We start from the raw sequence: 15,393 nt of genomic DNA on the forward strand, positions 1-15,393 counted from the left end.
GCCTGTACACGGTGGCGTAACAGATCGATAATTCCCAGGAAAATCAGCGGGAATGTCGAGTTGGGAGCGTAGAGCCATGACATCGAGGCCACGGATTCCACCCAAGGACTTCCCGCGCCCACCGGCCCGCAAATACGCCGGCACCCGGGAGGACGCCGCCCGGTGGGTGCGCGATGTCCTTCGGACCCAGATCCTCGATGGCGCATTCGGTGGACTCGCCGCGCCGCGGCCGATGCTGCCTCCGGAGAACGAACTGGCAAAGGAATGGGGTGTCAGCCGTAATGCGATACGCGAAGCGCTTGACCTGCTTCGTGCCGAAGGTCTGATCACCCGCGTGCAAGGTGCAGGCACCTTTGTGACCGGTGCCAAACTCCGGCAGCGTATCGATCGGCTCGAGGGGTTGGCCGAATCGCTGGCCGGACACCAACTCTCGGTGCAGAACGAGGTGCTGTCGGCGCGCGAATCGACGGCGACCCCGTCGGTCGCCGACAAACTGGACATCCCTGAGGGGAGCCCGATCCTGTTCATCGAACGGCTGCGGTCGGTCGCCAATGTCCCGCTGTCGCTGGACACCACATCCCTGCGCCCCGAGGCCATCGACGCCCTGGACGGCGCAAATCTCGCCGAGGAGGACGTGTTCCGACTTCTGGAGGACAAGCTCGGCGTCCGCCTGGGCCAGGCTGAGAACACTGTCGAGGCCGTCGCGGCCGACAAGGGCACCGCCAGGCATCTCGGCGTGCGTGTCGGATCGCCTGTCCTGCTGCTACACCGACTCTCGTATCTCGAGGATGGGACACCGTTCGACCTGGAATCCGTCCGCTACCGCGGAGACCGCTTGTCGCTGGTCTCCGTCAATCCCCGGGTCAGGGGTTCGGACACCGAAACGTCTGACTGACCACTCGACCCGCGTTCGTCACATTGTCACCAACAGAAAGGAAGTGAGGCATAACCATGTCCACACCCAGTAAACAACCCAACATCGTGTACTTCCACGTCGACAATCTGGGGCTCGGCGAGCTCGGCTGCTACGGGGGCGGAATCCTGCGCGGCGCCGACACCAAGAACATCGACAGCTTCGCCGGCGAGAGCCTGAAGCTCTCCCACTTCGTGGTCGAACCGCAGTGCACACCAACGCGTTCCGCGCTCATGACAGGTCGGTATCCGATCCGATCGGGTAACCACACGATCGCGCTCGGCGGCAACGCCGGCGGCCTGGTCGCCTGGGAACGCACCATGGGTGACATCCTGTCCGACGCCGGCTACGCCACTGCCTGCTACGGCAAGTGGCACATCGGCGCCGAAGACGGACGCTGGCCCACCGATCACGGCTTCGACGAGTGGTACGGCCCGGCCCGAACCTACGACGAGTGCCTATGGCCTGACGACCCCTGGTACAAGGGTGAACGTGACGGCTGGTCCTACATGTACGACGGCACCAAGGAAGGCGGCGTCCGCACCACCGACGAGCAGTTGACCGTCGAACTCAAGGGGCGGATGGACGCCGAGTACGACCGTCGTGCCCACGCATTCATGGAACGCAGTGTGGCTGAGGACAAGCCGTTCTTCCTGTATCACAACCACTCGTTGCTGCACTTCCCGATCGAGGTGCGGGAGGAGTTCCGCGGCAAGAGCAGCAACGGGGACTGGGGCGACGCCCTCCTGATGCTCGACCACGACTTCCAAAGCATCCTCGACAAGCTCGACGAGCTCGGTATCGCCGATGACACCATCGTGGTGTTCGCTGGCGACAACGGACCCGAGGACCACCTGGCCGGTCGGGGCACCGCAGGCTTCTTCGACGGCTCCTACTTCAGCTCGGCCGAGGGCGGTATTCGAACCCCGGCACTGATCCGCTGGCCCGGGCACGTCAAGCCACGCGAGAGCAACGAGATGATGCACGTGACCGACATGTTCACCACGCTGGTCCGCCTCGCCGGATGCGAGGTCCCCCTCGACCGGGAGATCGACGGGCTCGACCAGCGCGAATTCTTCGCCGGTGCAGAGGAATCGGCGCGCGAAGGGTGCATGGTGTGGCTCAACGAGGAACTGCACGCCGTGAAGTGGTCGCAGTTCAAGATCAGTTTCGTGCGACAGCAACATTTCCATGACCCGGAGATCCCGCTCGGGTTCGCGCGCATCATCAACCTGCTCGAGGACCCCAAGGAACGCGAGGCGGTCAACCAGACCTTCGTCCGGTGGTGGGTCATGCAGCATGCCCACCGCATCATCCGCGAACACGATGAGTCAGTCGAGCGGGAGGAACTGATCCCGCCCGGCGCGCCAATCGATTTCGTGCCTCAGCGACAAGAAGTCCTGGCAGCAGCCCAGGCCTGAGCGAGGGGTGTATCGGCGGGGGATCACCATGATCCTCCGCCGGTGCTGTTCTCGCGCGCGGTATGCGACCGACGACAACGATGGAGATCCCTGGTGAGCATTGACTCATTGCGACGTCCCGCTGTGCGCACGCACGTGGCCAACACGCTGTCGCGAACAGCCGTCGGCGTGCGGAGGTCGTCGACGCTTGCTGCCCTGCGGAATCCTCGGCAGCTCCGAACAGAGTTCTTCGCCGGCCTCGTGACCGCGCTCGCGCTCATCCCGGAGACGATCTCGTTCTCGCTGATCGCCGGTGTCGGGCCTGCGGTAGGCCTGTTCACTTCGTTCATCTTCGCGATGACCATCGCGTTCGTCGGTGGACGACCAGCGATGATCTCGGCGGCCGCCGGATCGGTGGCACTGGTCGTGGCGCCGGTGGTCCGGGAGTACGGCGTCGACCACCTCATCGCCACGATCCTCCTCGCCGGAATCCTTCAGGTGGTGATGGCGTGGTTGGGAGTGGCCAAGCTGATGCGGTTCATCCCGCACAGCGTCATGACCGGATTCGTGAACGCGCTGGCCATCCTCATCTTCACCGCACAATTGCCGCACCTGATCGGGGTCCCGTGGCTGGTCTACCCGATGACCGCGGCGGGACTGCTGATGATGGTGTTCCTACCCAAGGTCAGCACGGTGGTCCCCGCCCCGTTGGTCGCCACCGCAGTGCTCACCGTCATCGCCGTGGTGTTCGCCGTCGGCGTGCCGCGCGTCGGCGATGAAGGGCCGATGTCATCGGAGCTGCCGAGTCTCGGCATCCCCGGTGTGCCGTTCACCCTCGAGACGTTGCGGATCATCTTCCCGTACGCCCTCGCCGTCGCCATGGTGGGTCTGCTCGAATCGCTCATCACCGCCAAGCTCGTCGACGAGCTGACCGACACTTCGTCAGACGCCAAACGAGAGAGCTGGGGCCAGGGTGTCGGAAACCTCGTCACCGGGTTCTTCGGCGGAATGGGCGGCTGCGCCATGATCGGCCAGACCATGATGAACGTGAAGAGTGGTGGCCGGACCAGGATCTCGACGTTCGTCGCCGGTGCGGCCCTGCTGTGCCTGGTGCTCTTCTTCAGTCCGGCACTCGCGGCGATCCCCATGGCAGCACTTGTCGCGGTGATGGTGGTGGTCTCGTTCGCGACCATGGACTGGCATTCGATCTCGCCGAAAACCCTGCGTCGCATGCCGATCGGGGAGACGGTCACCATGCTGATGACGGTGGCGGTCACCGTCGTCACCCACAATCTCGCGTATGGGGTGATCGTCGGTGTGCTGTGTGCGATGGTTGCGTTCGTCAGACGGGTGGCCGGGCACGCGTCGATCGAGGAGCACTACCTCGTCGTCGATGACGACCCCGAGCACTCGGGGCCGGTGCAGACCTATCGGATCACCGGCGATCTCTTCTTCGCGTCCAGCCATGGTCTCGTCGACCGCTTCGACTACGCCGGCGATCCGATGCGCGTCATCATCGATTTCTCGGCGGCGCACGTCTGGGATGCCACGTCGGTCGCGACGCTCGAGGGGATTCGCGGCAAGTATCACGCCGTCGGCAAGTCTGTGAGTTTTGTGGGCCTCGACGATGCGTCGGAGGCCTTGCACGCCCGACTGGCCGGCGCGTTCCGCGCAACCTGAAGGCGCGTTGCGGACCGCAGCCCCGGGTATCGATCATCCGATCGGTACCCGGGGCTGCGGTGCTGTGTACGGCACCGCGGATCAGAGTGCGGCTGTGGCTAGCAGTGCCACCCCAAGCAGGGTGATCGTGAGACCCGTGAACGTCATCAGGTGACGTGCGGCGACCGGCCGCGACAGCGGGCGACGGGCGAGGTCGTGCGCCCGCCGGCGACCGGCGAGGTAAATGGCCAGGGCGAGTGTGACGGCGGCTGCGGCAACCGCCCATCGGACGCAGCTCCACTCGTCGGGATGACTCACCAGGTCTCGACCGGCCACGAGAATCCCGTTGGCGCCGAGGGCGATCGAGGTACGGGACCACGACAGGATCGTTCGCTCGGCCTGCAGGCCCCGGTCGCTCGTGGCCGGAGTGGTCTCCGCGGTCGTCATCGGACGCCGAGCACCGGCGCGAGCGCGAGAATGATTGCGATCACGCCGACCACGGCGAGCACCGACGCCACATAGGCGATCAGACGGGGCCGCGGCAACGGCTGATCACGGCGGATCGCGTCGTCGTTCCCGCGCCACCTCGCGAGCCCACCCACAGAGGTGGCGACGGACAGCGCGCCCAGCAGACCCCCTACCCCGTACCGGACTGCCGGATGAGTGTCCTCCGGCAGGAACTGCAGCACCGCCACCGCCGCCGCGAGCAGGCCGAGCGAGGTGCGCTGCCACGCGAGGAATGTCCGTTCGTTCGCGAGGGTGAACCGGTAATCGGGTTCGCTGATCTCCATGACCACCAGGCTTCCGTACCCGCCGATGGAACGCCAACGAATCATGGTGGCGGTATGCAACTTTCGGCTGAATGTCGTGATCCCGGAGATGGCTCACGTCGCCGAGAGCTATTCGAGAAGTGTTCTCATGCAACGTATTACGTCGCAATCCTTGAGTGCTCGGCGCAGCCTTCCTGGACGCGCACCGCGCTGACCTGGTGGCTTAACCGTGCTGCAACGGTGGTTCGTTCAGATGTAACAGTTGGCTCCGAGTCTTGTGTCATGACCGAGAACACCATCCAGCGCTTCCCCCGCCGGCCCTCGGCGGCGCGCATCAGCCGCCGCGGCCGGGCCGCGCTGGCCGTCGGCACCGCGACCCTCGCGCTGAGTTCAGCGCTGACCGGCTGCGGCATGTTCGACTCCGAATCCGTCGTCGTCAACGTCGGATATCAGTCCAAGACGATCAACACGGTCAACGCGGGCACCTTGATGCGTGATCGCGGGGCATTCGAGGCCGCGCTCGATGAAGCCGGCGAGAAGTCCGGCAAGAAGTACCGCGTGGTGTGGCAGGACTTCTCGTCGGGAGCCCCGCTCACCGCGGCGATGATCGCCTCGCACGTCGACATCGGATCGATGGGCGACTACCCGTTGCTGACCAACGGGTCGAAGACCAAGAAGTACGACGACGCGCAGACCGACTTCATCGCGACGACCGGATACAACCTGCGTGGTTCGCTGAATCAGGTCGTCGTCCCGACCGGGTCCACGGCCACCGGCCTGGACGACCTACGCGGCAAGGACGTCTCCACCAGCCTCGGCTCGGCCGGTGACGGAATGCTGTCGACCGCGCTCGAACGCGTCGGCATCACCAAGGATGACGTCCACATCGCCAACCAGGACCCGTCCATCGGCGCGGCCGCCGTCGAGGGTAAGCAGGTGGACGCATTCGCCCAGTTCGTTCCCTGGCCGCAGTTGGTGATCTTCCGCAACCAGGGCCGGCTCGTCTACGACGGCGGCGACAACGAGGTGCCCACGTTCCACGGTGTGGTGGCCCGGCATCAGTTCTCTGAACAGCATCCCGAGGTGATGGCGGCCTTCATGCAGGCGTTGAGGGAAACCACCGACCACATCACGGCGCAGCCCATGCAGGCGGCACTGCGGGTCAGCGAGATCACCGGCATCGAGCCGGAGGTGGTCTATCTCTACAACGGGCCGAACGGTCTGGTGTCCTTCGACCCGACGATCAAGAAGCAGTTCGGCCCGGCGCTCGAGAAGGTGAAGGCCTACCTCGTCAAGCGTGGCTCCGTTTCCGAGGACTTCGACATCGCGTCGTTCACCGACACCCGTCACCTCGAGAAGCTGTACGGCTCCGACTACGCGACGAAGACCGCCGACATCGGCAACCCGAGCCGGCTGACCGGCACCGACGAGGTCTGCGGCCTGCCGGTGGCGGACCCCGCAACCGCATCCGAGGTCTGGTTCGCCGGACAGCAGTCGACGTCGGTGGCCGCTACCCCGAGCTGCGCGCTACGACGGATCGCCGACACCGGCACGCCGGTTCGTGCTGCGTACGTTCCCGACGCGGTCACCGCGACCAAACTCTTCGCCGACCACGCCACCTGGCTGACCGACCCGGCCGCACCCGCATCCCGACGCTATCTGGCCTTCGCAACCCAGGACGGCGCCGCGACGTACCGGCGATCTCACCCGACCCTGACCGAGGTCTCCTACGAGACAGCTCTGTCGCAGTCGCGATCCACCACCTGACCGGCCGACCTCACCATCCACGTTCCTCCCGACCCGCGTTCGACCCCTGAACCCGACCTCTGACCCCTGACCTCTGACCCCTGACCTCCGTGAAAGGAGAATGCACATGGCGCACATGGCCCCGACCCAGGATCGCCCGCTCGCACCAGGCGAGCCCGCCGCCGACCCGACCGAGGCAGCAGCACCGCCGATGTCCGGTCATTCCACGCCGACGAGTTCTGACGGGAGCTCGGCAAGTACCTCGACCAAGCTCCGCCGGATCGCGTTGACCATCGTGCTCCCGCTGATCCCCATCGCCGCGTTCGTGGTGATCTGGCATCTCCTGACGACCAACCAGGTGGTGGCGTGGCTGCGCTTCAATCGGATGCCCACCCCCGGTGCCGTGTTCGACGGGTTCGTCGAACGGCTGAGCTCGGGCGGCTACTACGCCGACCTCTTCGCGAGCCTCCAGCGAATCCTCCTCGGCTTCGGACTCGCCGCCATCATCGGAATCACGCTCGGCATGGTGATCGGTAGATCCGACATCGCGCGAAAGACGTTGCGGCCATTCATCGAGATGATCCGTCCCATCCCGGCGATCGCACTGGTGCCACTGACCATCCTGCTCTTCCCGTCCAGCGAGCAGGGCATAGTCTTCATCACCTTCTTCGCCGCCTTCTTCCCCGTCCTGGTCAGCACCATCCATGCGATGGACTCACTGCCGAAGGTGTGGGAGGAAGCCGCGCTGACGATGGGCGCGAGCCGATGGACCATTCTGCGCTGCGTCGTCCTGCCCGGCGCGATGCCCGGCATCTTCGCGGGTCTCTCGGTCGCCATGGGCGTCGCGTGGATCTGTGTGGTGAGCGCGGAGATGATCTCCGGACAGTTCGGCATCGGCTACTACACGTGGCAGTCGTACGGACTGCTCGACTACGCCGGTGTGGTCGTGGGCATGCTCTCGATCGGCGCGCTCGGCCTGATCACCGCCTGGATCGTCGAGCTCATCGGACGACGAGTCAATCACTGGCTGCCCAGGGCGTCGCGATGACGACCGCAGACATCACCAACCGGCCGCACACCACGACGAGGACTGACACCATGACAACCACCGATTCCGGCGTCGTCACCGACGTCAAAGCCACATCCGACATCCCCGTGTACAGCACCGGCGCCGGCGCGGGCGTGATCCTCGATCATCTCCAGCTGGGGTTTGACGGCAAGATCGCCGCGAACGTCACGCTGGACATCGAACCCGGTGAGGTCGTCGTGTTCCTGGGGCCGTCGGGCTGCGGCAAGTCGACCATCCTGCGAGCTCTTGCCGGTCTGCTCGCACCGATGGGTGGTGCGGCCACGGTGAACGGACAGGCCATCACCGGGAACGACGCACACTGCGCCATGGTGTTCCAGGAGGACGCCCTCTTCCCGTGGCGAACGGCCCTCAAGAACGTGCAGTTCCCGCTCGCGCTGCGCGGTGTCCGGGGACGGGAATCGAAGCGCGTGGCAACCGAGTACCTGGAGCAGGTCGGCCTCGGCGGCTACCTCGACCACCTGCCCAGCCACCTGTCCGGTGGCATGCGCCAGCGCGTGCAATTGGCCCGCACCCTCGCCTGCGAACCGAAGGTCATGCTCATGGACGAGCCGTTCGGCGCACTCGACGCGCAGACCCGCCTGGACATGCAGCAGCTGCTGATCTCGGTCTGGGAGCAGACCAAGATGACGATCCTGTTCGTCACGCACGACGTCGACGAGGCCCTGCTGCTCGCCGATCGCGTCGTCCTCCTGACCCACCGGCCGGCCACTGTCGCCGACGTCATCACCATCGATCGACCTCGCGATCCGCAGGCGCCGTTCGATGACGCCTACCAGCATCGCCGGCAGTCGATCCTGGAGTTCCTCGGGCACTCACCCGTGGGCGCGCACTGACCGAAACCAATGAGACCGCAGCGGGCCGTCGGCAACTCAGCCGGCGGCCCGCCGGTGTGTCCGCATCGGTGGCGTCCGGGGAGCGCGGCGGGTCCCGGTAACCTCGACCCATCATGGATGGAGTCGATGTCATCGTGTCGCACTGGGCCGTCGCACGTCCCGAGCTCGACGTTTCGGCGCTCAAGGTCTTCGGACGTCTGCACCGCAGCTTCCTCGTCTACCGCGCGCGCATCGCGTCGACCTTCGAGGAACACAACATCACCGAATCCGGATTCGATGTACTGGCGTGTCTGCGTCGTGCGGTGCCGGATCACCGGCTGACCGCCGGTCAGCTCGCCGAACAGACACTGGTGACCACCGGCGGATTGTCGTTGAGGGTCAAGCGCCTCGAAGATGCCGGCCTCGTCACCCGTGCCAAGGACGCGCACGACGCCCGCGTCGTCTACGTCGAACTCACTCCGGAGGGTGCCGCGCTCGTCGATCGCATCGCCGACGAGCATTTCGCGAAGCTCCAGACGATGCTTGCCGGGTTGTCCGAGGACGAGGCCGTCGAGCTCGCGCAGTTGCTCGGCACGTTGGAGCGTTCGGCGCGTTCGGCGATGCTCGGTGACGGACTGGATCCCGGCGAATCGGACCCGATCACCGCCGGCGGGTAACTTTTCCGCAGAAGAATTTTCGGCGCAGTGATCGCCACCACATGCAGTGTGACCTGCATCTCTACGATTTCCGACGTGTAAATCGCTCGTTACAAACGCCTGTGCAGCCATTTCTGGCCTTGACCTCTTAGCGCTAAGACATTAGAACTGTCTTAGCGCAAAGATAAATGTTTCGGAGCGCGGAACCAGTCGAAGAAGCTTCCCGTCGGAACGGACACCACGCATGTCGCTCGTCGCGAATACCCCGTACGCCTCAGACCTCGCGTCGCAGGGCATCGATACCGGTATCGACCTCGTCGATCGCATCTGCGTCGCCGGCCGTTGGGAGATCGGCACCGGGGACCTGATCGAGTCGGTGGACCCCGCTACCGGCCACATCTTCGCGACCCTGCACGGCGCAACGCCCGAGACCGTCGACACCGCAGTGCGCGAGGGGCTTTCGGCCGCGACCACGAGCGGCTGGGCCACGATGCTCCCGCACGAACGGGCGGCCGTTCTGCATCGGATCGGCAATGCGATCGACGCCTCTCGCGAGCGGATCGCTGCGCTGCAGACCCTCGACACCGGCAAGACCCTCGCGGAGACCCGCGCCCTTGCGTCCAGTGCTGCCAACACCTTTCGCTACATGGCGGCAGCGCTGGAGACGATGGACGGCGCGCTGACGACGCCGCGTGGACCGTGGATGACGATGTCGACGCATCGGCCGATGGGAGTGGTCGGGGCCATCACCCCGTGGAACTCGCCCATCGCCTCCGATGCACAAAAACTCGCACCGGCACTTGCCGCCGGCAACGCCGTGGTCAGCAAGCCTCCGATGTGGGCACCGTGGGTGACGCTGTTGCTGGCCCGACTCTGTGAGGAGGCGGGTCTGCCGCGTGGAGTGCTGTCGGTCCTGCCCGGCCCCGGACGCAGCGTCGGTGAGGCGCTCGTCCGGCATCCGCTGGTCGCCAAGGTCAGCTTCACGGGCGGCACCACCACCGGCCGTCATCTCGCGCACGTCGCCGCGGACAAGCTGATGCCGATCACCCTGGAACTCGGCGGCAAGTCGCCGACCATCGTCTTCGACGACGCCGACATCGAACGAGCCTTGCAGGGTGTGTTGTTCGGCATCTTCTCGTCGAGTGGCCAGAGCTGCATCGCCGGATCCCGGATCTTCGTGCATCGCAGCATCGCCGACGCGTTCACCGACGAGTTGGTGGCGCGTGCCGGGCGACTGCGACTGGGCGTCGGCACCGATCCGGCCACCGATGTGGCGCCGATGATCGCCGCCGCACATCGTGATTCGGTCGCCGCCATGGTCGACGACGCCGTCGCCGCCGGAGCCCGAGTGCGTTGCGGCGGAGCGATTCCCGACGATCCGCGGCTCGCGGCGGGTACTTACTACCCACCCACCATCCTCACCGACGTCACCAACGCCGACACCATCTGTCGCGACGAGGTGTTCGGACCCGTCGCCGTGGTCATCCCGTTCGACGACGAGGCCGACGTCATTGCGCAGGCCAACGACACCGTCTACGGGCTCGCCTGCGGCATCTGGACCGAGGACTACCGGCGAGCACTGCGTGTCGGGGAAGCCATCCATGCCGGGACGGTCTGGGTCAACACCTACAAGCAGTTCTCCATCTCCACCCCGTTCACCGGGCTGCGCGACAGCGGACTCGGCATCGAGAAGGGGCGCGACGCCGTCCGACAGTACGCCGACCAGAAGAGCTTCTATCTCGATCTCAGCGACTCCCCCCTCGCCTGGGGATCGCCCCGGTAGCCACCGGCCCGGACCCGGTAACCGACATCCAGAGCATCCAACCACCCCATCAAATCGAAAGGACGTCACACATGACCATCGCCGTCGACGCGGACCATCGCGCAGCGCATCCCTACAGCCCCGCCTTCGCGGTGGCCGGATTCGGATTCGTTTCCGGCGCACTGTCAGTCGACCAGAGCGGGCACGCCGTGGACGGGGTCGAGCCGGCGTTCGACGCCGCGATCGCCCGGCTCGCCGAGCGTCTCGCGACGATTGACATGACTCTCGCCGACGTCGTCAAGACCACCTACTTCGTGACCGACGTCTCGCTGCGGGACGCGGCAAACCGTCACTACGAGAAAATCTTCGACGATCCGCGGCCGGCTCGGTCGTTCGTCGAGGTCGCAGCGCTCCCGTACGGCGCAACCGTCGAAATCGAAGCCATCGCGCACGCCGCCTGACCCCCGACAGATACAACCCACCCGAAAGGACGTCATCATGACCGCACCGGAGAAGACCACCGTGGACCTCGACCAGCAGATCGACGCCTGCATCGCGAGCCGCGACACCCGCTACGAGGACTGGGACACCCTCGGATTCCAGGCCGCCAAGGGCGGAGATCGATTCAAGCGCGCGCAGATCCGCTATATCGGATCGGGTGCCACCGGCAACCATGACGGCGACAACCGCACGCTGCCGTCCGAGCACTTCACCTTCTCGAACATGCGCCTGCCAGCCGGCGCGGTCGGACCCGAGCACACGCACCACGACGTGGAGGAAGTGTTCTTCGTCCTCGAGGGCGAGCTCGAGGTGGCCGTCCACGACGTCGAGGACGGCACCAAAAAGGCGGTGCGCCGCCTCGGATACCGCGACCTCATCCGCGTGCCGGCCGGTGTGCCGCGCAGTCTCGCCAACGTCGGGGACACCGACGCGCTGTTCTGCGTGATCATCGGCGCCCCGAAGCCCCAGCTGCCCACCTACCCGCCCAGCTCGGAGATGTACGGCGTCACCCGCTGACCCGTCACCCGACCGACCGGAAAGGATCGCCACCGATGTCCGCAGCGCACACGAGCTCAGACACGTCGAGAATCCTTCGCGTCCAGCAGAAGACGTGGGAGGCCGACGGCATCACCAGCGTCACCTTCGTCGATCCGACCGGGGCCCCGCTGCCGAGTTGGGACCCGGGTGCTCATGTCGCGCTACACCTTCCGGGCGGACTGATCCGCGAGTACTCCCTCTGCTCGGACCCGCGCGACACGGCACGCTGGACGGTCGCCGTGCTCCGCGCCGAGCAATCGAGGGGTGGCAGCACGCTCGTCCACGACCGGCTGTCGGTCGGCGCCGAGATCCGGATCGACGGTCCCCGCAACGCATTCGCACTGGAACCTGACGCGACGGAGCATGTGCTGGTCGCCGGCGGTGTCGGCATCACCCCGATCGTGGCGATGATGCGCAGACTGCAGGACAGCGGGAGTCGCTGGCGGATGCTCTACGCCGGCCGGTCACGCCGGACGATGGCCTTCGTCGACGAGGTGACCGCCCACGGTGACGTCGTGACGATCCACGCCGACGACGAGGTGGGCGGCCTACCCGACCTGGAGGCCGCAGTCGGTGTCGCGCAGCCGGGTTCGGTGGTCTATTGCTGCGGCCCGGCGCCGCTGCTGGACGCGGTTGCCTCGGCCGTGCCGGACGGTGTCACAGTCCGTACCGAGCGGTTCTCGGCACCCGTCGCTGTCACACCCGTCGGCGACGATCCGGCCTTCGACGTCGTGCTCGAACGCAGTGGCCAACGGGTCCATGTCGCACCGGACATCTCGGTGCTCGACGCCCTCATCGACGCGGGCGTCGACGTACCGAGCTCCTGCACCGAAGGAATCTGCGGTACCTGCGAGGTGGGTGTCGTCAAAGGCGACGTCGACCACCGGGACTTCCTGCTCAGCGAGACCGAGCACGCCGCGAACACCACGATGTTCCCGTGCGTATCACGCTGCCGCTCCGCCGAACTCGTACTCGATCTCTAGAAGGAACCACCGTGCTCCACGCCCCGATGTCACCGCTCGCCGACGGGCCGGTCTGCCGCCTGCGCAGCCTGCGTTCGGTCGCGCTGACCGTGCCCGATCCGATCGCCTCCCGTGACTTCTACCACGAGGTCTGGGGGCTGTCGACCGTCGATGAGGACGGCGACCGATTCTGGCTGCGCGCCACCGGCACCGAACATCATGTCCTGGATCTGCGGGCCGGTGATGTGAATGCTCTGGGCCGCATCACCTTTGCGGTCGCGACTCCTCGTGAGGTGGACGACGCGGCCCGTGTACTCGAAGCGCTGGGCATCCCGCTGCTCCGTGCGCCCGGGCCGCTCGACGACGCGGGCGGCGGATACGGCCTGCAGCTCGTCGACCCCGAGGGGCGGACGATCGAACTGTCCGCGGACACCTTCGCGGTCCCGACGGATGAGCCGGCCGGACGTCGGGCGGTGCCGCGGAAGATCGCCCACGTCGTCCTGAACACCACCGACATCGAACGCACCGCGTGGTTCTACACCCGTGTCCTCGGCATGCGTGTATCCGACTGGTCCGAACGGCAGATGGCGTTTCTGCGGTGCAACTCCGATCACCACGTCATCGCGCTCAACCAAGCGTCCTGGCCGTCGCTCAACCACATCGCGTACGAGATGACATCGATCGACCACTTCATGCGCGGCATCGGAAGTCTGCGGTCGCACGGCATCTCGCCTCAATGGGGACCCGGGCGACACGGGCCGGGCGACAACACCTTCTCGTACTTCACCGACCCCGCGGGCCTCGTCTGCGAGTACACCTCCGAGGTCGCCCAGATCGACGAGGACGCCTGGCTCTGTCGCACCTGGCGGCGCACCCCCGAGCTCTCCGATACCTGGGGGACGGCCGGGCCGCCGAGCAGCACCATCCGGTCGGCCATGGCCGGAATCCCTGACCTCGGTGCGCGGGCGCTGGTGGCGGCGCACGAGGACTACTTCTACGGGGCGCCCGAGACGGCGGGTGTCTCATGACCGTCGCAGCTTCCGCCGTCGACGGTCTCAACGTCGTCGAGCACCGATCGCACCGCGAGATCCGCACGGATCGGCCGGTGCTCCTACTGCACGGCATCGGCGGCTCGGCGGACTCGTGTGCGCCGCTGGCCGAGCGCCTCGCCGCGGCAGGTGTGCCGTCCTGGTGCCTCGATGCGCCCGGGTACGGCAGGTCCGCCGATCCGATGCCCGGCGTCGACGTGGTCGCCGCGGTCATCGATCTGATCGAGCGCACGTGGCCGGCGCAACCCGTCACTCTCCTCGGTACGTCGTGGGGTGGTGTCGTGGCCATCGCGGTCGCCCTCCGCCGCCCCGAGATCGTTGCCGCACTCGTCCTGGCCGACAGCACCCGCGGGTCAGGCACCACCGCCGGGAAGGCCGACGCCATGCTCGCCCGGATCGCCGAACTCCGCGAACGTGGTGCCGACGCCGTTGCGGCCGAACGCGCCCCGCGGCTGACCGCCCCCGGAGCGGCACCCATCGTGTGCCAAACAGTACGTCGATCGATGGCGGACATCCGGATTCCCGGTTTCACCGCGGCAGCAGAGTTCATGGCGACCACCGACCACGGCCCGGACCTGGCGCGGGTCGACTGCCCGACGCTGGTCCTCGTCGGCGAGCACGACGTGATCACCGGCGTCGACGAGTCGCGGGCGCTCGCGAACGGTATCCGCGGTGCGCAGTTGCACATCATCGGCGCCGCGGGCCACGTGGCCGTCCAGGAGCGGCCCGACACCGTCGCCGATCTCGTCCTCGAGTTCCTCGGTGGTCTGTCATGACCCCCGGCACCATCGTGGTCACCGGCGGCGGACGCGGCCTCGGCCGCAGCATCGCCGAACGCTGTTGCCGCGAGGGACACCGCGTCGTCATCGCCGAGCGCGACCCCGATACCGCCCACGCCGCCGAGCGCGACCTCCTCGTCGCCGGGCACGACGCCACCGCGATCGTCACCGACATCGCCCACATCGGGTCGGTGCGGGCACTCGCGGACCGCCTCGACGCAGACGGCCACCGGGTCGTCGGCCTCGTCAACAACGCCGCCATCGCCGACGGAGTCGGTGGTGCAACCTTCTTCGACCTCGCCGATGACGAGTTCGACCGGCTGTCCACCGTGAACGTCCGCGGCACCTGGTCGGTGACCAAATATCTGTGGCCCATGCTGTCCGCCGCGCAGGGCTCGGTGGTGAACATCGCCTCCGACGTCGCGCTGTACGGGTCACCCCGCCTGGTGCACTACGTGTCGTCGAAGGCTGCGGTCATCGGCATGACACGTTCGATGGCGCGCGACGCGGGCGAGTTCGGCGTGCGCGTCAACGCAGTCGCGCCCGGGCTGATCCGGGTCGAGGCGACCGAATCCGTACCCGACGAGCGGTATCGCACCTACGCCGAGGGCCGGGCTCTCAAACGCGAACAGACACCCGAGGACGTCGCCGGGGTGGTGCGGTTCCTGCTCTCCGACGATGCCGCATTCGTCACCGGCCAGACCATCGTCGTCGACGGCGGCTTCATCTTCCGCTGACCGACTCACGCCACCACCAC

General features: G+C 66.6%; 16 protein-coding genes. 14 read left to right on the forward strand and 2 right to left on the reverse strand.

The genetic code is table 11. From position 1 onward, the window contains the following. Positions 1 to 76: 76 nt before the first annotated feature. The 3 genes from D7316_RS19285 (at position 77) to D7316_RS19295 (ending at position 3,993) form a co-directional block, all read left to right on the forward strand. Positions 77 to 895, forward strand: a complete 819-nt coding sequence (locus tag D7316_RS19285) for a GntR family transcriptional regulator (RefSeq protein WP_124709696.1) — start codon at positions 77 to 79, stop codon at positions 893 to 895. A gap of 56 nt (positions 896 to 951) precedes the next feature. After that, positions 952 to 2,334 carry an arylsulfatase gene (locus D7316_RS19290; RefSeq protein WP_124709697.1) on the forward strand — a complete coding sequence of 461 codons (1,383 nt, stop codon included), beginning with the start codon at positions 952 to 954 and terminating at the stop codon, positions 2,332 to 2,334. A 135-nt stretch (positions 2,335 to 2,469) separates the two neighbouring features. Further along, on the forward strand, positions 2,470 to 3,993 hold the full coding sequence (locus D7316_RS19295) for a SulP family inorganic anion transporter (RefSeq protein ID WP_232017205.1): 1,524 nt from the start codon (positions 2,470 to 2,472) through the stop codon (positions 3,991 to 3,993). 81 nt (positions 3,994 to 4,074) lie between these two features. Here the strand turns inward: D7316_RS19295 and D7316_RS19300 are convergent, their stop codons facing one another. Next, a complete protein-coding gene (locus D7316_RS19300) occupies positions 4,075 to 4,419 on the reverse strand; it encodes a DUF202 domain-containing protein (RefSeq protein ID WP_124709698.1) in 345 nt (114 codons plus the stop codon). Then, positions 4,416 to 4,808, reverse strand: coding sequence for a YidH family protein (locus D7316_RS19305; protein ID WP_232016982.1), 393 nt, complete (start codon positions 4,806 to 4,808; stop codon positions 4,416 to 4,418). Before D7316_RS19305 ends, D7316_RS19300 begins: the two co-directional genes overlap by 4 nt. Positions 4,809 to 5,024: 216 nt before the next feature. Between D7316_RS19305 and D7316_RS19310 the strand changes: the two genes are divergently transcribed. The 11 genes from D7316_RS19310 to D7316_RS19360 all read left to right on the forward strand — a co-directional run bounded on the left by D7316_RS19310 (position 5,025) and on the right by D7316_RS19360 (position 15,373). After that, positions 5,025 to 6,509 (forward strand): ABC transporter substrate-binding protein, encoded by a 1,485-nt coding sequence (locus D7316_RS19310; protein ID WP_124709699.1) that lies wholly within the window; start codon positions 5,025 to 5,027, stop codon positions 6,507 to 6,509. 106 nt (positions 6,510 to 6,615) lie between these two features. Next, the gene (locus D7316_RS19315) at positions 6,616 to 7,536 is read left to right on the forward strand and encodes an ABC transporter permease (RefSeq protein ID WP_232016983.1); all 921 of its coding nucleotides are present in this window, start codon (positions 6,616 to 6,618) and stop codon (positions 7,534 to 7,536) included. 50 nt (positions 7,537 to 7,586) lie between these two features. Further along, positions 7,587 to 8,411: an ABC transporter ATP-binding protein gene (locus D7316_RS19320; protein WP_124709700.1), complete on the forward strand. Its 825-nt coding sequence runs from the start codon at positions 7,587 to 7,589 to the stop codon at positions 8,409 to 8,411. 113 nt (positions 8,412 to 8,524) lie between these two features. Continuing rightward, a complete protein-coding gene (locus D7316_RS19325; protein WP_124709701.1) occupies positions 8,525 to 9,067 on the forward strand; it encodes a MarR family winged helix-turn-helix transcriptional regulator in 543 nt (180 codons plus the stop codon). Positions 9,068 to 9,290: 223 nt separating this feature from the next. Beyond that, positions 9,291 to 10,829: an aldehyde dehydrogenase gene (locus D7316_RS19330; RefSeq protein ID WP_124709702.1), complete on the forward strand. Its 1,539-nt coding sequence runs from the start codon at positions 9,291 to 9,293 to the stop codon at positions 10,827 to 10,829. Positions 10,830 to 10,900: 71 nt separating this feature from the next. Continuing rightward, a complete protein-coding gene (locus D7316_RS19335) occupies positions 10,901 to 11,269 on the forward strand; it encodes a RidA family protein (protein ID WP_124709703.1) in 369 nt (122 codons plus the stop codon). Positions 11,270 to 11,306: 37 nt separating this feature from the next. Then, positions 11,307 to 11,825: a cupin domain-containing protein gene (locus D7316_RS19340; protein ID WP_124709704.1), complete on the forward strand. Its 519-nt coding sequence runs from the start codon at positions 11,307 to 11,309 to the stop codon at positions 11,823 to 11,825. 35 nt (positions 11,826 to 11,860) lie between these two features. Further along, entirely contained in the window at positions 11,861 to 12,829 is a 969-nt protein-coding gene (locus D7316_RS19345; RefSeq protein WP_124709705.1) for a PDR/VanB family oxidoreductase, read from the forward strand. Positions 12,830 to 12,855: 26 nt separating this feature from the next. Further along, complete coding sequence (locus D7316_RS19350) at positions 12,856 to 13,836, forward strand: VOC family protein (RefSeq protein ID WP_197718380.1); 981 nt, start codon at positions 12,856 to 12,858, stop codon at positions 13,834 to 13,836. Further along, on the forward strand, positions 13,833 to 14,633 hold the full coding sequence (locus D7316_RS19355) for an alpha/beta fold hydrolase (RefSeq protein WP_124709707.1): 801 nt from the start codon (positions 13,833 to 13,835) through the stop codon (positions 14,631 to 14,633). The genes D7316_RS19350 and D7316_RS19355 overlap by 4 nt, the downstream gene beginning before the upstream one ends. Next, positions 14,630 to 15,373 carry an SDR family oxidoreductase gene (locus D7316_RS19360; protein ID WP_124709708.1) on the forward strand — a complete coding sequence of 248 codons (744 nt, stop codon included), beginning with the start codon at positions 14,630 to 14,632 and terminating at the stop codon, positions 15,371 to 15,373. The genes D7316_RS19355 and D7316_RS19360 overlap by 4 nt, the downstream gene beginning before the upstream one ends. The last annotated feature ends 20 nt before the right edge of the window (positions 15,374 to 15,393 follow it).

This window comes from Gordonia insulae (genome assembly GCF_003855095.1).
GTDB lineage: Bacteria > Actinomycetota > Actinomycetes > Mycobacteriales > Mycobacteriaceae > Gordonia > Gordonia insulae.